A 19,439-nucleotide genomic window follows, 5' to 3' on the forward strand; every position below is an offset into this window, starting at 1 on the left:
CACGTCGACACCAAAAGGGAGGCTCATAGTGACACTCGATGAGGCCCCGAATATCCCTCCAGCCGCGCCCACCGCGGTCGCCGAGATCAAGAACTGGTCGAAGGAGTACGCACGGCGGCACCCGATCGCGGCGCTGCAGACCGTCGGACGGCAGGTCGCACTCGGTCGGCACGCCTTTCGCCATCTCCTCACCGACGTCGCCGGACGTCGCTTCCCTTTCGGCGAATTCGTCGCGCAAGCAGCGTTCATGGTCAAGACCTCACTGCTTCCGACGGTAGCGGTCGCCCTGCCCATCAGCGCGACGCTCTCCATCCAGTTCGGCCTGCTGGCCGGGCAGGTCGGCGCCACCGCGCTGGCCGGGGCGGCGAGCGGTTTGGCCGTGATCCGTCAGTCGGCTCCGCTGGTCACCGCCATCCTGCTCGCGGCAGCGGTGGGTTCGGCGCTGTGCGCGGATCTCGGTTCACGCAAGATCCGCGACGAGATCGATGCGATGGAGGTCATGGGCATCTCGGTGCTGCGCCGGCTCGTCGTGCCGCGACTGGCGGCGGGAATCGTCGTCGCCATGGCCCTTACCGGTGTCAGCTGTTTCGTCGGATTCCTCGCAGGCTACCTGTTCAACGTCTATGTCCAGGACGGGACACCGGGCAGCTACCTGGCGACGTTCTCCTCCTTCGCGACCGCGGGTGATCTGTACCTGGCCATGGTCAAGGCCGCGGTGTTCGGGGTGATCGTCGTGGTCATCGCATGCGAGAAGGGCTTGAACACCCGGGGCGGTCCAGGAGGTGTCGCGAACTCGGTCAACGCCGCTGTCGTGGCCTCCGTCGTCGTGCTCATGGTGATCAATCTCGGCTTCACCCAGATCTACACCATGCTCTTCCCGAGGACGACACTCTGATGGCCACCACCTATCTCCCACCCGGAGTTCGGACGGTGATCGCGCTGGCGCGACCACCGTGGTACGGGATCATCCGGCTCGGGCACATGTTCACCTTCTTCGTGCGCGCCGTGATCTCGATCCCGCTGGCCCTGCGGCACTACAGCCGGGAATCGATGCGAATCCTGTCCGACGTCACCTGGGGGAACGGCTCGCTCATCGTCGGCGGCGGGACCGCCGGGGTGATGATCATCCTGGGCGTCGCCGCCGGCGGCATCGTCGGTATCGAGGGATTCAACGCGCTGAAACTGCTGGGCATGCAGGCCGCCACCGGGATGATCGCGGCGACCGCCGCGACCCGTGAGCTGGCTCCGATCATGGCCTCCATCGCGTTCGCCGCGCAGGCGGGCTGCCGGTTCACCGCACAGCTGGGCGCGATGCGGATCTCCGAGGAGATCGATGCTCTGGATTCCATCGCGATCCGCCCGGTTCCGTTCCTCGTCTCGACGCGGCTGGTCGCATCCGTCGTGGCGATGATCCCGCTGTTCCTGGCCGGATCGGCCGCCGACTACCTCGCTGTGGAGCTGTTCGTCGGGCTCCTCGGCGGCCAATCGTTCGGCACCTACGAACACTATTTCGACCTCGTGCTCAGCGGCACCGACGTGGCCTACTCGCTGCTGAAAGCGATCGTGTTCGTCATCGTCACCACCACGATCCAGTGCTATTACGGCTACTACGCGCGCGGCGGCCCGCAGGGGGTCGGCGTCGCGGCCGGGCGGGCGATGCGCGCGAGCATCACCGTGATGGTCTCGGTGAATCTCCTGATGACGCTGGCGCTGTGGGGTTTCGACGCCGGTTCGAGAATCAGCGGGTAGCGCGATGGCGATCGTCTTCGAATCCGACGACAGGCACCTGTCCAACGCGGCGCTGTTCGTGCGCGGCTTGGTCGTCCTGGCTGTCATCACGGCCACCGTCGCGGCGATGATCGCCCGATCCGAAGGCAGGTTCGCGCGGACTGTCGAAGTCACCGCGCTACTGATCGATGTCGGCGACGGACTGCCCAGCAAGTCCGATGTCAAATACCGCGGCGTGCTGGTCGGCAATGTGCGGGAAGTGGTACCGGCAGCCCACGGCCGGGCCAACTCGGTGCGTATCGATCTGCTGGCCGAGCACGCCGACGGGATTCCGGCGACCGTGACGGCGCGTGTCGTCCCGAGCAACGTCTTCGCTGTGCCCTCGATACAGCTCATCGACAACGGCCCCGGTGCCGCCCTGGCGGAGGGGGCCCGGATCCCGGAGGACCACAGCCGCGCCGGCGTGCAGCTACAGACCTCACTGACCGCGCTGAGCCACATCGTCGCCGCCGTGGGGCGACCCCGCTCCGACCCCACCGTCGGAATCCTGGAAACCGTCGAGCGAGCGACCCGGGGCCGGGGTGAGGACGCGCTGGCAGCAGCGGCCCAGCTCGAGCGAATCGTGCGCGCTTACAACGCGGAGGCGACTTCTATCGGTGAATCGCCCCTGCTCACCGGACTATCGGAGGCGGTGCACGGGTTGCAGCAGTCCGCACCCGATCTCCTCGCCGCGCTGCACGACGCGGTCGGGCCCATGCGCAGCGTGGCCGAGCAGCGACTCCGATTGGCGGAATTGCTGACCGGCAGCATCGCGACCAGCGAACGGGTCGGCACAGCGATGACCAATCGGACCGGCACCATCATCGACCTCAACAGCAGAATGGGGCCGGTCCTGCAGATCCTGGCCGCAGGCAGCGGCAACTTCGTCCAGATGACGACATCCCAGACCCGAGTCGCACGAGTGTTCACTCACGATTTCTGGAACGCCGAGGACCAGAGCGGCACCGCCAAAGTCATCGTCGAGCTCACCCCGCACAAGCAGTACACCCGCACCGACTGCCCCCGTTACGGCGAACTGGCCGGCGCGAGTTGCCAAAACGGCCCTGCCGCGGGCCCGCCCGTCATCGGCACCCTCGACCCACCGGTGAGCGGACCTGAGCAACGACGGCGTCTCGCCGAGCGCCTGGGTCTGCCGCCCGAATCCGTCGGCCTCGCGGAGCTGCTCGGCCTGACCCCGCAGTCGCTCGCCGACCGCGCAACCGCGCCTGCCGATACCGCACCGGCCGCCCCCGCACCACCGGCAGGAGAACCACGGTGAAACATAAACGCGACCTCGCCGGACTCACCGCGTTCCTGCTCGTCGCCGCCCTGCTGACGTGGATGGTGCAGGCGACCCTGCGACGCGACGTCACCGGCGACACCCACTCCTATTCCGCGGTGTTCACCGATGTCTCCGGACTGCGAGTCGGTGATGACGTCCGGGTCGCCGGGGTGCGGGTGGGCCGAGTCGATGCCATCGACATCCACGGACCACACGCCGAGGTCACCTTCCGGCTGCACCGGGACCAAACCGTCTACGGCAACACCCTGGCCTCGGTCACCTACCAGAATCTGATCGGGCAGCGCTACCTCGGACTGAGCCTGTCCGACTTCGGGGACGCGACACCGCTCGCGCCCGGCGCGCAGATCCCGCTCGAACACACGGAACCGTCCTTCGATATCTCCGGTCTGCTCAACGGATTCCAGCCGTTGTTCAGCACCCTCGACCCCCAGGACGTCGACAACCTGACCGCCGCGTTGATCAGAGCGCTGCAAGGCGACGACGGCGCGATCGCCGCCTTGATCACCGAAACCGCGACTCTGGCGCAATCCCTCGCCGGACCCGACCAGATCCTCGGCACACTCATCGACAACCTCTCGGTGGTGATGACCACCCTGGCAGCGCAGAGCACCGGAATGCGGACGGCCCTCGCCCAGACCCGCAAACTCTTCGATGCACTGGAGGCCCGCCGCGACACCCTGATCGAGCAGACCGACCGCATCGCCACCGTCGTGTCCGATGCCGCGAGCGTCGTCGACGGCGCCGCCCCGTCGCTGAACGAGTTCATCCGTCGCGAGCCCGGCTTCGCACGACATTTCGTCGATGGCCGGGAACGGTTCGCCTACCTCGGATTCAACCTTCCGCTGCTGTTGCAATCCATGGTCCGCGCCACCGACAGTGGCGCATTCGTCAACGCCTATGTCTGCGACATCGGATTCGGTCTCGTCCCCGGAGTCGACCCGGTGATCTCGCGCATCCTGGGCGCCACCTCGCCCTCCGGCCATTCCCAGAACTCCGCCATCTGCAGGTAGAACCATGATCGAACAACTGCGCTCAATCACCCGCCGCCCACGGCTTCCCGGCACCACAGGCGTTGTGGCCGAAGTGGACACCTCGTTGCGCATCGGGCTCACCGCCGTCGTCTCGCTGGTGCTGGTGCTGGTCGCCGTGGTCGTGCTCAACTCGCTACACCTCGGCTCACGGACCTACCGCGCCGACTTCGCCCAAGCTGCGGGTATCGGCGCAGGCGACGCGGTCACCTGGGCCGGAATCCCCGTGGGCACGGTGACCGGCACCCGGCTGGCCGGTGACCATGTCGAGGTGACCATGACGATCGACAACGGTGACGTCACCCTGGGCGCGGACACCGAAGCCGCGATCAAACTGACCACCCTGCTCGGCTCCCGCTATGTCGAGCTTCGCTCCACCGGCACCGGCGAGCTTCGCGGCAACCGGATTCCCCTGTCCCGCACCACCGTCCCCTACGACCTCGAGACCGCCCTGCAAGACGCCACCACCACCTTCCATCAACTCGACGCCGACCAGATCGCCCGGTCGATGACATCTCTGTCACGCGAACTCGACGGCGTGCCATCCGTGCTCCCCGGCATCCTGCGCGATGTCCGATCCCTGTCGGCCGTCATCGCGCAGCGTCGCGACCAGATCGGCGCACTGCTCGCCGGCACCGGCCGGGTCAGCGCCGTCATCACCGAACAGCGGGCCGGCCTGGCCGCGGTGATCGGGCAGGGCCGCACCGTGCTGCAGCAGATCAACGCACGGCAAGCCGCGCTGCGTCGGCTACTCGAAGCGACGACCACCCTGGTACACCGGCTCGAACCCGTCGCTGTCGGTGAGCATGCCGAGATCGAGCAACTGCTGAACGACCTGCACGACATGACCGCGATGATCGCCGGCCACGACGACCTGCTGCGCAACATCCTGCAGATCCTTCCGGTTCCGTGGCGGCTGTTCGCCAACGCCACCGGGACGGGAGCGGAGCTGAACGCCAACGCCCCCGACGGAGCCTTCATCGACTCCTGGATGTGCGCGTTGAGCGCCACCGCTGTCACGGTCGGCGAAGCCCCCTACCTACAGGACTGCCGATGAGTGTCACTCTCGCCACCGTCAAACTGGCCGTGGTCACACTGACCGCCGCTTGCCTGGCCGGATGCTCGGCCGGACCCGGCGCGGACACCACCACCCTCACGGCCCGCTTCGCCAACGCCAACGGCCTCTACGAGGGCAACTCGGTATCGGTACTCGGGATGCGCGTCGGCCGGATCGTCCGCATCGACGCGCGCGGGACCGACGTCGAAGTCGAGATGACCATCGACAGCGGAACCCGGCTTCCGGCCGATGTGCAAGCGGTCACGATCTCCGACTCGATACTCACCGACCGCCACGTCGAGCTGACACCGGTCTACCGGGGTGGGCCCACCCTGCGCGACGGCGCGGTGCTGGACACGACCCGCACGAAGACTCCCGTCGAGTTCGACGCCCTGCTGTCGATGGCGCAGAAACTGTCGGCCTCCCTGGGCGGTGACGGCGCCGGCTCGGGCCCGGTCGCGGACCTGATGAACCTCGGCGCCGCGGCGACCAGCGGCAACGGCGACGACATGCGCGCCGCGCTCGGTGAACTCGCACACGCGCTGCAACCGGGCGAGGGCCACGGCGCCGCCACCCGCGACGCGATCACCAAGGTCGTCACCAACCTCGACGCCCTGACCGCGGCAGCCGCGCGCAACGACCGGACGTTGCGCGAATTCGGCTCCGCTGTAGCGCAACTCAGCGATTTCCTGGCCGAGCAACAGTTGGGCGCAGGCACAGCCGGCGCAGCACTGAACCGGATCATCGCGCAAGTCACCGACCTGCTGATCCGCCACCGGGACACCATCGCCGGGTTCACGACCGACGCGAACACCCTGTCGACGTCACTGGCCGCCTACGACTACAACCTCGCCGAATTCCTCGACGTGTTTCCCTTGGTCACCGACAACGCCTACAACGCCATCGACCACAACGTCGGCGCGCTACGCGCAGCGGTCGACATCAACAGGCTTCTGCTCGACGGCCAGATGGTCAAGCAGGTCTGCAATCTGTTGCAGCTGAACGATCTCGGCTGTGCGACCGGCACCATGCGGGACATGGGACCGGATTTCGGGATCACCGCCATCCTGGCGGGACTGGCGGAAAAGCAGGGCCGATGACACGACCGAAGCACATGCGCCTCCTCCTCGCCACCGTCGCCGCGCTCGCCCTGTCGGCCACCGGATGCGCCACCGGACTGGACCGGCTACCGTTGCCCGCCCCGGGGTCGAGCGGCGACACCTACACCCTGACGGCGACTTTCGGTAATGCCCTCAACCTGCCGGCCAAGGCGAAGGTGAAACTCAACGGCGCCGACATCGGCCAGGTCGAATCCATGTCGGCGCGCGACTACACCGCCGTGGTGACCCTGCGCATCACCGCCGCGGTGCACCTGCCCGTAGGCGCCTCGGCAGAGCTGAGATCGGCCACACCCATGGGCGATGTATTCGTCGCACTGAAACCACCTCCGGCCCCGGAACCGGGAACCGCGATGCTCGGCGACGGGCAAACGATTCCGATCGAGTCGACCTCGGCCGCCAGCACGATCGAGGAAATGCTCACTCGCGCGTCGCTTCTGGTCAGCGGCGGCACCATCGACTACCTCACCCGAGTGATCTCCGCACTCGGTGAATATGTCGGGGGCCGCGGCGAGCGACTCGCCGCGCTGCTGGAGCAGACCCGCACTTCGCTGGCCACCCTCTCGGCCCGATCCGCGCAAATCGACGACGTCCTGCGCTCCGCGGCCGATCTCGGCGCGACCCTCGCCACCCAGCAAGCCACCCTCGCCGACACCGTCGCCGCGGCAGGACCCGCCATGCGGGTCCTCGCCGACAACACCGACTCGTTCGTCACCCTCGTCGACCGCATTTATACGATCACCGCGCAACTCGCGCGGTTCCCCAGCCTCCAAGGCACCAACGACACCAGCATGGCAGTCAACCTCGATCAATTGGCCGCCGGCCTCAACGCCGCGGCGGTCAACCCGGAAGCCGACCTGGACGAGCTGAACACCATGCTGGGGATCGTCATCAAGATGATCAGCGGCCCGAACGGGCACGTCGATGTCGACGTCGCCCAGCTCGCCGTCGGCGCGGTCCCCGACCCGGGCTTCCCCGGCACACCCGGTGCCAGGCTTCCCGACGCCACGGACTGGACGGCCTTCGTGGGCTCGCTGCAGCACATGCTCGATCGACTGGGCACCCGGCTGTACGGCGCGCCACGATGACCACGAGTTCCCACCCCGGCAAAGGGGAACGGCCCGCCCGGCTGCTCGTGGGCATCATCCGGCGCGCGCATCGACACCGGCTCGCGATGTCACTGGCCGGTCTGCTGGCGATCTTCGTCGGCGCAGGCGGATATCTCCTCATCGGCACCCTCGATATCGACCCGCTCGACCAACCGTATCGAGTGCGTGTCGAACTGGTGCGGTCCGGCGGGCTGCTCCCCGGGCAGGACGTCACACTGCGTGGAGTCCGCGTCGGGCGCATCGAGACCGTCGATGTGGCCGGGGACAAGGTGATCGCGGTCGCCGCCATCGATGGGCATGTGCGGATCTCCGCATCCGCTGCCGTCCGGGCTGCGGCCCTGTCCGCGGCCGGCGAGCAGTACCTGGACTTCCTGCCCACCACCAACGACGGTCCGTACCTCGCGGACGGCGCTGTCATCACCGCCGACCGTACCTCCACGCCCGTGCCGCTGTCGGAGATGCTCGAAAGCCTCAGCGGCACACTCGCTCAGATCGATCCCGCCCAACTCGCCGCGATCTCCCGCGAACTCGGCGTCGGCCGGGCCGGCCCCGACAAACTGGCCGCGATCATCGACGGCGGCGCCTTTCTCGTCTCGACGCTGGACGCGGTCCTGCCCCAGACGGTGAACCTGCTGCACAACAGCAGAGTCGTGCTGGCGACCCTGCACGACGGGCGTGCCGTCCTGCGGTCCACCGCGGCGAACCTGTCGGCCACACTCGGCGGCGTCTCCTCGATGACCGGCGGCTTCGAACAACTCGTCACACAGACACCGCCGATGCTGTCGGCCCTCGACGCCATCCTCGCGGAGAACTCACCCACCATGGTCCAACTCCTGGGCAACCTCGTCACCGTCTCCCAGGTCGCCTATTCCCGGATCCCCGCCCTCGACGAATTCTTCTTTCCCCAGCAGCGGACCGGATCAGCGCTCGACGCCGTCACGTCGGCATTCCACGACGGGGGAGTCTGGGCACTGGCCAGTATCTACCCCCGTTACGCCTGCGACTACCACGTGCCACGACGCCCCGGTTCGGTGCCCGACTACGCCGAGCCGTATCTCCACGCGGACTGCACTGACCCCGACACCACGCTCATTCCCCGCGGCGCGCGCAACGCTCCACGCCCGACCGACGACCCCGTGCCTCCCGCCCCGCGGCGTGATCCGCTGGAGACCGCTGCGCCCCCGCCGATCGGGCCGTTGTCCATCCCCACTCCCTACGGCGGCCCCTCCGCCCCTGTCGCGGTCCCCCGATGACCCACAGCACGGCGAGCCGAGTACACCGAACTCCTCGAGGCAATCCCGGTCGCAAGGAAGGACGCAGGCCACCGCGAGGTCTTCGAACTCGCCCGATGCCCTCATTTCTCCCACGAGCAAGTTTCCGATCCGCCGAGAGTAACTGTGTTACTGTGCCGTGGGTCGCACTGTGATGGACGTCATCTTCGTGATCTGGGTCACTCACGGCGGCAAGTCGCGGTGGTGGAGTTCTGGGGAGTCATTTGATGGATCAGCAACGTCTCGTCGGAAGCGCGAGCGCGAGCCGGTCGGATCGCGGCGGCGGTGGCCGTGGTGGTGGTGGCTGGATGGGAATCGATAGTCGCGAGGCGGCGGTCGGCTCGCTGTGCGCACTACCCGGGCCGAGGGGGCGGTGATGCGGAGATATCGCCTCGATGTGGTCGCGAGCAGTGTTGCCGATGCCGTCGAGCACGCCGGTGGCTGGCTGTTCGATCGGGCGGCGGCGGGCTGGAATGTGACAGTGCTCGTCGCGGACATGTCGGATACCCGGCCGCTGCGCATCCTGGGCGCGAAGGTGGCGCCACTCGAGGCCGAGCTCGCCTCGTCGGGGGAGGGGCGTCGGCCGGCCGCGCTGGCTGCCGGTGCGAACATCTGCGCAACCGATCGCCGCGCGCGCCGGGGCTTGCTCGAGGCATTGGACGACGGCGGTGTGGAAGTGGTCGTGTGGGGTCAGGGATGGCCGTCTCTATCCGGACATCGGGTCGATCCGGTTCTGCACCGATTGAGTATCGCCGCGCAAGCGTTCAAAGCGCAGGCGTTGCATGCCGCGACGATCACCGGGGCCGCGGTCGGCGCGATCGAGGTGTTCCGTAGTGGGTTGTCGGCCGTGGCTCCGGTCGGGGCCGACCTCAGCCCGGTCGGCCGCCCGCGCCGGCCTACTCGGACCGATTTCTCGCCGACCTTCGGGGGATGGCGATGACGCGATTCCAACTTTCGAGTAACCGTGTTACCGTTCCGTAGGTTGCACGCTGTGACGTAGTTCATGTCATTCGGCTATTGCGACGCAGGACACCCGGCGACGGTGCCGGGTGGAGTTCACGGAGAGTTGATCGATGCAACGACAGCATGGGCGTTCCCGATGGGGTTGGCGCTGGGCCGCTCCGGTGGCGGTGGTGGTGGCCGCGGTGTGCGTCACCGTGGTGACCGTGGTGGGAGTCGACACGCGGGAGGCGGCGGCCGCGCCGGTCGGAGATTTCTACCTTCCGCCCGCGCAGATCCCGTCGGAACGAGGCGCGATCATCAAGACCGCGCCGATGGCGCTGTTCGCGACGCTGCCCACGGACAAGGGGTGGCCGGGCAAGGCGCAGCACGTCATGTACACCTCGCGGTTGCAGGACGGGTCTCCGGTGGCGGTGTCCGGGACGTTCATCGATGCGACGGGACCCTGGCAGGGGCCGGGTCCGCGTCCGACGGTGGTGATCGGTCCGGGTACGTCGGGGCAGGGTGATCGCTGTGCGATGTCGGTGGCGTTCTCCACCGGGTTGACGGTGTTCGCCGATCCTTCGCCGAGTTTGTCGGCGAATCAGGAACTTCCGGCTTCGGTGGTGTGGAGCGGGTTGGGTGCGCGCGTGCTGGTGACCGATTACATCGGTCTGGGCACGCCGGGAATTCATACCTACGCCAACCGGATCGAGGCCGGGCACGCGGTGCTCGACGGGGTGCGCGCGGCTCATAATCTGGCGGGTGTGGGACCGGAGACCCCGGTGGTGCTGTGGGGTTACTCGCAAGGCGGCGGTGCGACCGCGGCGGCGGCGGAGATGCAACCGGACTACGCGCCGGAACTCAACCTCAAGGGTACTTGGGCAGGCGGGCCGGTGGCGGACCTGGCGGCGATCCTGGAGCGTATCGACGGCGCGTTGATCGGTGGTGCCATCGGGTTCGCGATCAATGGTCTGCTCGCGCGGTACCCGGACTTGAACAAGGCTGTCGATCGGGTGACCTCGCCCGCGGGGCGGGCGATGTTGGAGACGCTCAGCGATGAATGCATCGGCGACATCATCACCCGTCACCCGTTTTTGAAGACCAGTTCGCTCACCAACGACGGCCGTTCGCTGAGTGAGCATCTGGCGGCGATTCCCGAGGCCGGGCCCGCGCTGGCCGAGTTGCGTATCGGTAATCTCACCCCGGCGTCGCCGGTGTTGATCACCAGCGGTTTGAACGACGACACCGTCCCCTACGGTCAAGCGCGTCAGCTGGCCGAGGATTGGTGTGCGAAGGGCGCCACGGTGACTTTCCGCACCAATGATCTGCCGCCGATCCTTCCCGGGGCCACTATCCCGAATCATTTCGGGCCGGAGATGATCGACGGTTTCGGGCCGGACAACGCGATCACCTACCTGCTCGATCGCCTCGCGGACAAACCCGTCACCGGCTGCACTTTCGACTGACCGCCCCTCGCGCCGGGCTCGAATCGGCGCTGATCTGGATCTCCGACCGCCCGAGCCGGCCTCGCCCGGCTTGCGGCGGAGATCGCCTTGCCACGCGCACACCACCTGATCCGGCAGTCGGAAGCCCGGCTCGCACGACGCTCAGGAGGTGGTTCGACATGTATTTGCCACCGAAGGATCTGTAATGCCAGCAATCTCGCGCCGGTCACTGTTGACCGGTATCGCCGCGACCGGTGCCGCTGCCTTGGCCGTCCGCGCACCCGTGCCTGCCGCCGCACAGGTGAACAACGTCGCGCTGACCCACGAGGAGCACCGCGTGGTGGTGGTCGGCTCCGGTTTCGGTGGCGGAGTCAGTGCCCTGCGCCTGGCACGAGCGGGTGTCCCCGTGACCGTGCTCGAGCGCGGGATGCGCTGGACCACCGGACCGAATGCCGAAACATTCCCCCGCGCCTCGTCACCGGACAAGCGATTGCTGTGGTATCGCTCCAGTCCGAATCTGTTCGGGCGGCCGATGGTGTTCGAGCCCTACACCGGCTTGGTCGAAGCGGTGCCGGGAGTGAACATGACCGCCCTGTGCGCGTCGGGCGTCGGTGGCGGTTCCCTCGTCTATCAGGGAATGTCGCTACAGCCCACGCAGGAGGTGTTCGACACCCACTTCCCCGCGGAACTGGATTGGGCGCTGATGAACAGGGTCCACTATCCGCGAGTGGCCCGGATGCTGGGCTTGGCCGAGGCGCCCGACGAGCTGATCGCCAGCGACAACTACCGGGCCGCACGAGTTTTCGCCGATCGCGTCCAGCGGGCCGGGATGCCGCTGTCGAAGATCCCGATGCCCATCGACTGGGATTTCGCGCTGGCCGAGTTGCGCGGGGAGATGAAACCGTCCTACACCAATGGTGACGGCGCGATGGGCGTCAACAACGGCGGCAAGCACTCGGTCGATGTCACCTATATCGCCGCCGCCGAGGCCACCGGTCTGGTGCGGGTGGAAACCCTGCACGAGGTCACCGACGTCGAACGCGCATCCGACGGCCGGTGGATCGTGCATGTGCAGCGCCTGGATACCACCGGAACGGTGGTCGAGAACAAGATCCTCACCACCGGCGCGTTGATCTTGGCGGCGGGCAGTCTCAACACCACCCGCCTACTGATGCGCGCGGGCGCCAAGGGGCTCATCCGTGATCTGCCGGACGGGTTGGGCCAGGGCTGGGGTTCCAACGCCGACCGCATCTACGTCTGGACCGATCCCTCCGCCGAATTCGGCGCTCCCCAGGGTGGGCCGGTGGTCTACGGCAGCAAGAACTGGGACGATCCGCACGCCGCCCACACGGTGATCCAGGCATCCATTCCGCCTTTGTCGCTGGACCCTCGCAGCACCATGATGGTCGGATACGGCGTCAGCGACGGACGCGGCACGTTTACCTACGATTCCGCACGCGACGACGCGATCCTGCACTGGCCCACCGACGGTGACAGCTACATCCAGGACAATCACATCGGCCCCGCCGTCCACCGGATCGCCGGACCCGACGGCATGCTGCTCGACACCAATGCCCTGTTCCCCTCGACCTGGCATCCCCTGGGTGGGGCGGGGATGGGCGTGGTCTGCGACCTCGACGGCCGCGTGCACGACCAACCGGGGCTCTACGTCCTCGACGGAGCGTTGATGCCGGGCAACACCGCGGCGTGCAACCCGTCGATGACCATCGCCGCGGTCGCCGAACGCGCCATGGACAATATCGTCGCCCGCGACATCGGCACCCGGATCTGACGCGCGAGCTTCCCTCGACGGAGCGGTGATCATCGTGAAAACTTCTGTAATGGCTCCTGCGACTTCGGTCGAGATCCTCCCCGGCAAGCGACTCCGGCGACGCACCCGCATGTGCGGTGCGGCGCTGGTCGCTGTCCTGCTCGCGGCCGGAGCCGCGGCGGTCGTGGGGGATACCGCGACAGCTCGGGCGCAGCCTCCCGAGTGTCGCGGGGAGCATTTCGTGGCGTCGTGGACGGCCAGCCCCACCGATTCGGTGACTCCCCTCGACGCGGCCGGAGGGCCGATTCCGGTCGCGGTCGACGATCAGAGTTTTCGGATGGTCATCACTCCGCACCTGGGTGGATCGCGACTGCGTGTGCATCTGACCAACCGGTTCGGGCTGACGCCGGTCACATTCGAACGGGTGAGCATCGCCGACCAGGTATCCGGCGCGGCGGTGGCGAACCCGGTGCCGGTGCTGTTCGGCGGGCAGGCAGCGATCACCTTGCCTGCCGGAGCCGATGTCGTCAGCGACCCGGTGTCGTTCGATGTCTCGGCGTTCGCCCCGTTGGCGGTCAGCATCTACGTTCCCGATCCGGCGGGGCCGCCGACCAAGCACTGGAACGCCAACGCCACCTCGTTCTACTCTCCCGCCGGTAGCGGTGATCTCACCGGGCGGCCAGGCTCCGACGGATTCGGCTCCACCACCGGTTCCTGGTTGTATGTCGCCGCTCTGGACGTTCTCGCACCCTCCGATACCCGTGCGGTGGTGGCGTTCGGTGACTCCATCACCGACGGTTTCGTGGGGGCGACCGCTTTGAGCGTGCCGGTGGATCGCGGGGTGGCCGACACCAACGGGCGCTATCCCGACGTGCTGCAACGCCGTCTGGACGCCGCGGGCATTCCGCTGTCGGTGGTGAACGCCGGAATCGGCAGCAATCGGGTGCTCACCAGCGGTGAGCCGCTTCTGCTCGGCCCCAGCGGGCTGGCGCGCTTCGAGCGCGACGCGCTCGCTCAGTCGGGTGTCAGCGGGGTTCTCGTCCAAGAAGGCATCAACGATCTCGGCCTGCCGCCGCCCGCCGGGGCCACCCAGATGATCGCGGGCTACGAGAAACTCATCACCACCGCACACGCGCACGGCAAGAAGATCTGGCTGGGCACACTGCTTCCCGCCTCCGACGCCCTCGTCGACGGTGTACTTCTGGCACCCCGCAGCGAGACCGACCGGCAGCAGATCAACGCCTGGATACGCACCCAGAACCTCGCCGAGGGCATCGTCGACTTCGACGCCGCCCTGCGCGACCCCGCAAACCCATCCGTGCTGCGAAATGACTACGGCAGTCCGGATCGCCTGCATCCCAGCCTCGCCGGCTACCGTGCGATGGCCGAGACGGTCGACCTGGCTCTACTCGGCAACTCTCCATCACCGGGCTGCTGACGAGCCTCCGCTACCGACCGGCTACGGCTCGCGGGAGTGTCGGTGCGCGGTCGTCGTGGCCGAGCTGGTAGGGCGTGCGGCGTATTCGCGAGTCGGCGGATTCTTCGGCCGCCGAGATAGCGAGGCTGCGACGCATGGCCGAGCCGTGTATCAGGCCGAGGGAGAACGGTTCTCGTCGTCGCGAGAGCCGAACTCCAGCTCGGCGGGCAGGGGTTCGGCATCCGGGTCGGACCGCAGATCAGCGCTGTTGAAGACCATGGCCAAGCACAGATAGGAGCCGGTGACGAACATGAGTTCCATCAGCTGCCGGGTGTCGAAGTGCGTCCCGAGCTCGGTCCAGGTGTCGTCGTCGATGCGGTGCCGGTCCAGCAGCTGGTCGGCGGCGGTGAGTAGCAGCCGCTCCGGTCGGGTCCGGAGTTCGGCGCCCGGATTCTGTCGTACAGCGGCGATCTGTGTGGGGGACAAGCCCGTTCGCAGACCGATGCGGACATGCTGTTCCCATTCGTAGCGCGAACCGCTGCGCCAGGCCACACGGAGGATAACCAGTTCACGCCAACGCGGGTCCAGGGTGCAGCGCTCGAGGAGCAGGCTGTTGTAGGTGAGCCACGCGGCGGCCAGCTCCGGATGGTGCCCGAGCACTCCGAGCACGTTGGGCAGGGGAGGGGCGTCGGGGGCGCCGGACAGGTAGCGGTCGGCCATGGTCAGCCGTCCGCGCAGCATCTCCCGGGCCTGCTCGTCCCACTGGTGGATCGGCAGCGGTGGCAGCCGGGGCTCGGATGGCGTCATGTCGCCGGTCGTTCCCGGCGGAGGTGAACGGTCGTGATGCTGTGCACCCGCACACCGTAAGCGTGATCGCGGGCCGCGAACAAGGTCAGGATCGGCCGCTTCCCGCGGCGCGCGTCTTTCCGGGGCTGCGTTCGCCTTCCACGCTGCGCAGGAAGTTCTCGATCAAGGCGATCGTCTCGGTGTGTCCGGTGTCGATGTCGAAAGACTCCTCCATGCGCAGGAATCGCGAGATGCTGGACATCAGCATGACGAGAGTGGTCGGTGTCCACATGGGCGCGACGTCGGGGTAGCCGCGCAGGATGTCGCCGACCGCCTCGAGTTGCAGGAGCCGGAATCGCCGTGAGGACTGGGCGATCTCGGCCCTGATCGTCTTGCGGTGATTGGCCATCGAGACGAATTCCATGGTGAGCGCGGTCTGTGACTGATCATGGATGGCCTCCCACAGCGCCCACAGCGGCTGGGTGGCCTCGAGGGCCTCGCGCTGGCGCTGGTAGCTGCGGTCGGCCCCGCGACGGAACAACTCCACGAACAGGTTGTCCATGGTGTCGTAGTGGTAGTAGACCAGCCCCGGGTTGACTCCCGCCCTGGCGGCGAGGCGCCGTGAGCTGACGGCGGCATAGCCCTCTTCCAGCATGATCTGCTCGGCCGCGTCGAGCAGTGCCACGCGGGTGGCCGCACTGTGGGCCCTGCTCGCCCGTTCCACCTTCATCGCCTGCCGCCTCCCTTCGCTGTCGCTGCCCGGCACCGAGAACCGGCGGCGGTCCGCGGTCGCACGCCGCCACTCGATCATATTGCCGGCGAGGTCTGTCAAGCCTTGACATCGCGCCCCGGCCGACCTTATAAATTTAACCAGTCGATCAAATTAACCGTTCGATCAAACTTCTCGGGCCGGGCCTTCCCGGCGAACCGAATGGAGAACGCGGTGCCGATTCCAGCGGAGGAAGCCGCGCTCCGGCCTGGCATCCGGACGCACCCGGTGCGCGTGGCCGACGTGCGCACCGAGACTGCCGACGCCCGCTCGTTCGTTCTCGACATCCCGCCGCGGCTCGCGGACAGGTACGCGTATCGGGCCGGGCAGTTCCTCACTCTGCGGGTGCGGATCGGTGCGCAGGTCCATCACCGGTCCTACTCGATGTCCTCCTCACCGGTGACCGACCCGCACCCGCAGATCACCGTCAAGCGGATACCGCGGGGACTGGTGTCGACCTGGCTCACCGAACAGGTGCGGCCCGGCGACACCATGGACGTCACGGTCCCGATGGGCGCGTTCGTCCTGCCCGACTCCGAGCGCGACATCGTCGCCTTCGCGGCGGGAAGCGGTGTCACTCCGGTGTTCTCGATCGTGAAGACGGCACTGGCCACCACGACGCGCCGGGTGCGCCTGTTCTACGCCAACCGCGATCGCGATGCGATCATCTTCGCGACCGGCCTGGCCGACCTTGTCGCGCGCTACCCCGGTCGGCTGACCGTCGTCCACCACATCGACACCGAATCCGGTCTGCTCACGGCCGGGCGGATCAGCGAAACACTCTCCGGCGCAATTGATCACGAGTACTTCCTGTGTGGTCCGGCGCCCTTCATGGATGTCGTTCGCTCCGGCCTGTCGCAGGGCGGTGTTCCGGACGAGCGGGTGCACCTCGAACGCTTCACCCCCGGTGAAGCAGCCGCTCCCGAGGATCCGGCCGGCGGCGAGCCCGCGCGGGTCACCATCCGCTGCGGACGCCGGACCGCCGGCGGCGAGCACCGCGGCGGTACCACCGTCCTGCAGGCGGCGCGGGCACTGGGCCTGCGCCCGCCCTCGTCCTGTGAGACGGGCAGCTGCGCGACCTGCATCGCACGAGTGGTCGAAGGCAGTGCGGTGATGCGCAACAACGAGGTGCTCACCGCGGAGGAAATCGCCGACGGCTGGGTGCTCACCTGCCAGGCCGTCCCGACCGGCCCGCTGCTGCGGGTCGACTACGACTAGGAGCGCCACCGATGTCACTCCCGCACACCTCCGAGAAACCGGCCGGGCGGACCGCTGTCGTCACCGGCGGAGCCTCCGGCATGGGCCTGGCGATCTGCCGCCGCCTCGCCGCCGCTGGCGACCGGGTGGCGATCCTCGACCTCGACGGCGCCGAGCGCGCCGCCGAGGAGATCCGTGCGACCGGTGGCACGGCAACAGGTTTCGCGGTCGACGTCACCGATCGCGCGGCCGTCGAAGCCGCCCTGACCGCCACCCGCACGGCCTTCGGCCCGGTGGACATCCTCGTCACCAGCGCCGGATTGGTGGCTTTCGAGCCGTTCACCGACATCTCCCTGGAATCGTGGAATCGCGTCGTCGAGGTCAATCTCACCGGCACGTTCCACTGCGTGCAGGCTGTCGTCCCGGACATGCTGGCCCGCCAGTGGGGGCGGATCGTGACCATCTCCTCGTCGAGCGCCCAGCGTGGCTCGCCGGGGATGGTGCATTACACCGCTGCCAAAGGCGCCGTGATCGCGATGACCAAGGGGCTCGCCCGCGAATACGCCTCGCGCGGCATCACGGTGAACACGATCCCGCCGTCGGGTATCGACACCCCGATGTCGCGCGGTTCGCAGGCGGCCGGGCATCTGCCGGACAACGCGACCATGGCGAACGCGATCCCGGTCGGCTTCCTCGGCACCGGTGACGACATCGCCGCCGCGTGCGCGTTCCTGTGCTCCGAGGACGCCCGCTACATCACCGGGCAGGTGGTCGGCGTCAACGGCGGCACCGTCATCTGACCCGTCCCTCACCGCAGAAGTGGAGTACCACGATGACCGACTGGCCCAAGCCCACCGCGGGTAGCTGGACCCGACACTATCCGGACCTGGGCACCGGCCCGATCTCGTTCGAGGATTCGGTGTCCCCGGAGTTCTTCGAGTTGGAGCGGGAGGCGATTTTCAAGCGTGCTTGGCTGAATGTGGGTCGGGTGGAGCAGGTTCCGAGGGTGGGGAGTTATTTCACGAAGGAGATCGATGCGGCGCGTACGTCGGTGATCGTGGTGCGTGATCGTGCGGGGCGGGTGCGTGCGTTCCACAATATTTGTCGTCATCGTGGGAACAAGTTGGTGTGGAACGATTTTCCGAAGGAGGAGACGTCGGGGACGTGTCGGCAGTTCACGTGTAAGTATCACGGTTGGCGTTATGGGTTGGATGGTGGGTTGAGCTTTGTGCAGCAGGAGGGGGAGTTCTTCGATCTGGACAAGGATCGGTTCGGGCTTGCTGTGGTGCATTGTGAGGTGTGGGCGGGTTTTATTTTCGTGAATTTGGCTGCCGAGCCGGCGCAGACGTTGCGGGAGTTCCTGGGTCCGATGGTGACGGCGTTGGAGGGCTACCCCTTCGACCGCATGACGGAGTGGTACGAGTTCCGGGCCGAGAACCAGAGCAACTGGAAACTGTTCGCCGATGCCTTCCAGGAGTACTACCACGTGCCGGGTCTGCACTCGCAGCAGGTTCCCGGCGCGGTGCGCAAGCCGGATGCCGGATTCACCTGCGCGCATTTCCAGCTCGACGGTCCGCACCGAATGGTCAGCACCGGGGGTGCTCGGCGCTGGACACTGCCCGCGGAGTACATGTACCCGATCGAGCGGGTCACCCACAGCGGTCTGGTGGGTCCGTGGGAATCACCGGACATCGGTGAACTGCCACCAGGTATCAATCCCGGCCGGGTGGAGCCCTGGGGAATCGATAACTTCCAGATCTTCCCCAACATCGAGATCCTGTTCTATCGCGGCTGGTATCTGCTCTACCGCTACTGGCCCACCTCCTACAACACCCACGTGTTCGAGGGCACGCTGTGCTTCCAGCCGGCCGACACGGTGCGCAAACGCGTCGAGCACGAGGTGGCCTCGGTCGTGTTCAAGGAGTTCGCGTTGCAGGACGCGGGCATGTTGACCGGCACCCAGACCGCACTGGAGCAGGCCTACCGCACCGCGAACGTCACCGATTACCCCGTCAACGACCAGGAGATCCTGGTGCGGCACTTCCACAAGGTCGTGGCCGACTGGGTGGACGACTACCGCGGCGAGCGCGTGGGAGCCCGGTCATGAGCGGGCCCATGCTGCCTCCGGCCTTCGCCGAGTTCGAGAAATTCGCGCCGACCTGGTGCCTGGAATCCGAGTCCGCCCGATGGGCCCAGCGGCAGGCGAGCACGATGGCGGAGCTCAACGCCTTCTACGACGCGTTCTTCCCCCGCCTGGACGACGCCATCGTCTATTGCGACAAGTTCCCCCTCGACGAGCTGCCCGACGACGCCCTCAACCTGCTGCACCTCGTCTACTCGCTGGTCATGGTGGCGATGGCGGTGGAGATCTTCCAGCAGCCCGCCCCGGTCGACAGCGCCGACGCCTGGCTGGCGCGGGTCGGCGAGCCCACGCCCTGACCGGCCGAATCCGAAGGATC

General features: G+C 67.4%; 18 protein-coding genes. 16 read left to right on the forward strand and 2 right to left on the reverse strand.

The features are described 5' to 3' along the window. Window positions 1-28: 28 nt before the first annotated feature. The 12 genes from ON29_RS14025 to ON29_RS14080 all read left to right on the forward strand — a co-directional run bounded on the left by ON29_RS14025 (window position 29) and on the right by ON29_RS14080 (window position 14,249). Window positions 29-895: an MlaE family ABC transporter permease gene (locus ON29_RS14025; protein ID WP_051175189.1), complete on the forward strand. Its 867-nt coding sequence runs from the start codon at window positions 29-31 to the stop codon at window positions 893-895. After that, window positions 895-1,749 carry an ABC transporter permease gene (locus tag ON29_RS14030; protein ID WP_040866705.1) on the forward strand — a complete coding sequence of 285 codons (855 nt, stop codon included), beginning with the start codon at window positions 895-897 and terminating at the stop codon, window positions 1,747-1,749. The genes ON29_RS14025 and ON29_RS14030 overlap by 1 nt, the downstream gene beginning before the upstream one ends. Window positions 1,750-1,753: 4 nt before the next feature. Beyond that, complete coding sequence (locus ON29_RS14035) at window positions 1,754-3,046, forward strand: MlaD family protein (protein ID WP_040866706.1); 1,293 nt, start codon at window positions 1,754-1,756, stop codon at window positions 3,044-3,046. Then, complete coding sequence (locus tag ON29_RS14040) at window positions 3,043-4,080, forward strand: MCE family protein (RefSeq protein WP_040866707.1); 1,038 nt, start codon at window positions 3,043-3,045, stop codon at window positions 4,078-4,080. Before ON29_RS14035 ends, ON29_RS14040 begins: the two co-directional genes overlap by 4 nt. Before the next feature lie 4 nt (window positions 4,081-4,084). Then, on the forward strand, window positions 4,085-5,155 hold the full coding sequence (locus tag ON29_RS14045; RefSeq protein ID WP_083863480.1) for an MCE family protein: 1,071 nt from the start codon (window positions 4,085-4,087) through the stop codon (window positions 5,153-5,155). After that, the gene (locus ON29_RS14050; RefSeq protein WP_040866708.1) at window positions 5,152-6,255 is read left to right on the forward strand and encodes an MCE family protein; all 1,104 of its coding nucleotides are present in this window, start codon (window positions 5,152-5,154) and stop codon (window positions 6,253-6,255) included. The genes ON29_RS14045 and ON29_RS14050 overlap by 4 nt, the downstream gene beginning before the upstream one ends. Next, window positions 6,252-7,361: an MlaD family protein gene (locus ON29_RS14055; protein WP_040866709.1), complete on the forward strand. Its 1,110-nt coding sequence runs from the start codon at window positions 6,252-6,254 to the stop codon at window positions 7,359-7,361. The genes ON29_RS14050 and ON29_RS14055 overlap by 4 nt, the downstream gene beginning before the upstream one ends. Next, entirely contained in the window at window positions 7,358-8,635 is a 1,278-nt protein-coding gene (locus ON29_RS14060) for an MlaD family protein (protein ID WP_051175190.1), read from the forward strand. Before ON29_RS14055 ends, ON29_RS14060 begins: the two co-directional genes overlap by 4 nt. A gap of 394 nt (window positions 8,636-9,029) precedes the next feature. Further along, window positions 9,030-9,593 (forward strand): hypothetical protein, encoded by a 564-nt coding sequence (locus tag ON29_RS14065; RefSeq protein WP_051175222.1) that lies wholly within the window; start codon window positions 9,030-9,032, stop codon window positions 9,591-9,593. A 133-nt stretch (window positions 9,594-9,726) separates the two neighbouring features. Further along, window positions 9,727-11,061: a lipase family protein gene (locus ON29_RS14070; RefSeq protein ID WP_085994878.1), complete on the forward strand. Its 1,335-nt coding sequence runs from the start codon at window positions 9,727-9,729 to the stop codon at window positions 11,059-11,061. 184 nt (window positions 11,062-11,245) lie between these two features. Beyond that, window positions 11,246-12,832, forward strand: a complete 1,587-nt coding sequence (locus ON29_RS14075) for a GMC oxidoreductase (protein ID WP_040866711.1) — start codon at window positions 11,246-11,248, stop codon at window positions 12,830-12,832. A 49-nt stretch (window positions 12,833-12,881) separates the two neighbouring features. After that, window positions 12,882-14,249 carry a GDSL-type esterase/lipase family protein gene (locus ON29_RS14080; RefSeq protein ID WP_245548950.1) on the forward strand — a complete coding sequence of 456 codons (1,368 nt, stop codon included), beginning with the start codon at window positions 12,882-12,884 and terminating at the stop codon, window positions 14,247-14,249. Between the two features lie 150 nt (window positions 14,250-14,399). On the opposite strand, the gene ON29_RS14085 is transcribed toward ON29_RS14080, so the two are convergent. Together ON29_RS14085 and ON29_RS14090 are read right to left on the reverse strand one after the other, a co-directional pair. Next, window positions 14,400-15,035 carry a carboxymuconolactone decarboxylase family protein gene (locus ON29_RS14085; protein ID WP_040866712.1) on the reverse strand — a complete coding sequence of 212 codons (636 nt, stop codon included), beginning with the start codon at window positions 15,033-15,035 and terminating at the stop codon, window positions 14,400-14,402. Window positions 15,036-15,120: 85 nt separating this feature from the next. After that, a complete protein-coding gene (locus ON29_RS14090) occupies window positions 15,121-15,744 on the reverse strand; it encodes a TetR/AcrR family transcriptional regulator (RefSeq protein WP_040866879.1) in 624 nt (207 codons plus the stop codon). 105 nt (window positions 15,745-15,849) lie between these two features. Here ON29_RS14090 and ON29_RS14095 point away from each other — a divergent pair, with 105 nt between their 5' ends. Genes ON29_RS14095 through ON29_RS14110 form a run of 4 tightly spaced genes read left to right on the forward strand, consistent with a single transcriptional unit; the run spans window position 15,850 to window position 19,419 of the window. Next, window positions 15,850-17,001, forward strand: coding sequence for a ferredoxin--NADP reductase (locus tag ON29_RS14095; protein WP_245548951.1), 1,152 nt, complete (start codon window positions 15,850-15,852; stop codon window positions 16,999-17,001). A gap of 11 nt (window positions 17,002-17,012) precedes the next feature. Continuing rightward, window positions 17,013-17,780, forward strand: coding sequence for an SDR family NAD(P)-dependent oxidoreductase (locus ON29_RS14100; RefSeq protein WP_040866713.1), 768 nt, complete (start codon window positions 17,013-17,015; stop codon window positions 17,778-17,780). A gap of 32 nt (window positions 17,781-17,812) precedes the next feature. Continuing rightward, window positions 17,813-19,087 carry an aromatic ring-hydroxylating oxygenase subunit alpha gene (locus ON29_RS14105; protein ID WP_040866714.1) on the forward strand — a complete coding sequence of 425 codons (1,275 nt, stop codon included), beginning with the start codon at window positions 17,813-17,815 and terminating at the stop codon, window positions 19,085-19,087. Further along, window positions 19,084-19,419, forward strand: a complete 336-nt coding sequence (locus tag ON29_RS14110; RefSeq protein ID WP_085994879.1) for a hypothetical protein — start codon at window positions 19,084-19,086, stop codon at window positions 19,417-19,419. Before ON29_RS14105 ends, ON29_RS14110 begins: the two co-directional genes overlap by 4 nt. Window positions 19,420-19,439 lie beyond the last annotated feature (20 nt).

It is taken from the genome of Nocardia exalbida NBRC 100660 (assembly GCF_000308575.1).
In the GTDB taxonomy this organism is placed as follows: domain Bacteria; phylum Actinomycetota; class Actinomycetes; order Mycobacteriales; family Mycobacteriaceae; genus Nocardia; species Nocardia exalbida.

Bases quoted from the DNA above. Each gene is read 5' to 3' on its own strand.
- ON29_RS14030 (WP_040866705.1), top strand. From the start codon at position 895: ATGGCCACCACCTATCTCCCACCCGGAGTTCGGACGGTGATCGCGCTG.
- ON29_RS14035 (WP_040866706.1), top strand. From the start codon at position 1,754: ATGGCGATCGTCTTCGAATCCGACGACAGGCACCTGTCCAACGCGGCG.
- ON29_RS14045 (WP_083863480.1), top strand. From the start codon at position 4,085: ATGATCGAACAACTGCGCTCAATCACCCGCCGCCCACGGCTTCCCGGC.
- ON29_RS14050 (WP_040866708.1), top strand. From the start codon at position 5,152: ATGAGTGTCACTCTCGCCACCGTCAAACTGGCCGTGGTCACACTGACC.
- ON29_RS14055 (WP_040866709.1), top strand. From the start codon at position 6,252: ATGACACGACCGAAGCACATGCGCCTCCTCCTCGCCACCGTCGCCGCG.
- ON29_RS14060 (WP_051175190.1), top strand. From the start codon at position 7,358: ATGACCACGAGTTCCCACCCCGGCAAAGGGGAACGGCCCGCCCGGCTG.
- ON29_RS14065 (WP_051175222.1), top strand. From the start codon at position 9,030: ATGCGGAGATATCGCCTCGATGTGGTCGCGAGCAGTGTTGCCGATGCC.
- ON29_RS14070 (WP_085994878.1), top strand. From the start codon at position 9,727: ATGCAACGACAGCATGGGCGTTCCCGATGGGGTTGGCGCTGGGCCGCT.
- ON29_RS14075 (WP_040866711.1), top strand. From the start codon at position 11,246: ATGCCAGCAATCTCGCGCCGGTCACTGTTGACCGGTATCGCCGCGACC.
- ON29_RS14080 (WP_245548950.1), top strand. From the start codon at position 12,882: ATGGCTCCTGCGACTTCGGTCGAGATCCTCCCCGGCAAGCGACTCCGG.
- ON29_RS14085 (WP_040866712.1), bottom strand. From the start codon at position 15,035: ATGACGCCATCCGAGCCCCGGCTGCCACCGCTGCCGATCCACCAGTGG.
- ON29_RS14090 (WP_040866879.1), bottom strand. From the start codon at position 15,744: ATGAAGGTGGAACGGGCGAGCAGGGCCCACAGTGCGGCCACCCGCGTG.
- ON29_RS14100 (WP_040866713.1), top strand. From the start codon at position 17,013: ATGTCACTCCCGCACACCTCCGAGAAACCGGCCGGGCGGACCGCTGTC.
- ON29_RS14105 (WP_040866714.1), top strand. From the start codon at position 17,813: ATGACCGACTGGCCCAAGCCCACCGCGGGTAGCTGGACCCGACACTAT.
- ON29_RS14110 (WP_085994879.1), top strand. From the start codon at position 19,084: ATGAGCGGGCCCATGCTGCCTCCGGCCTTCGCCGAGTTCGAGAAATTC.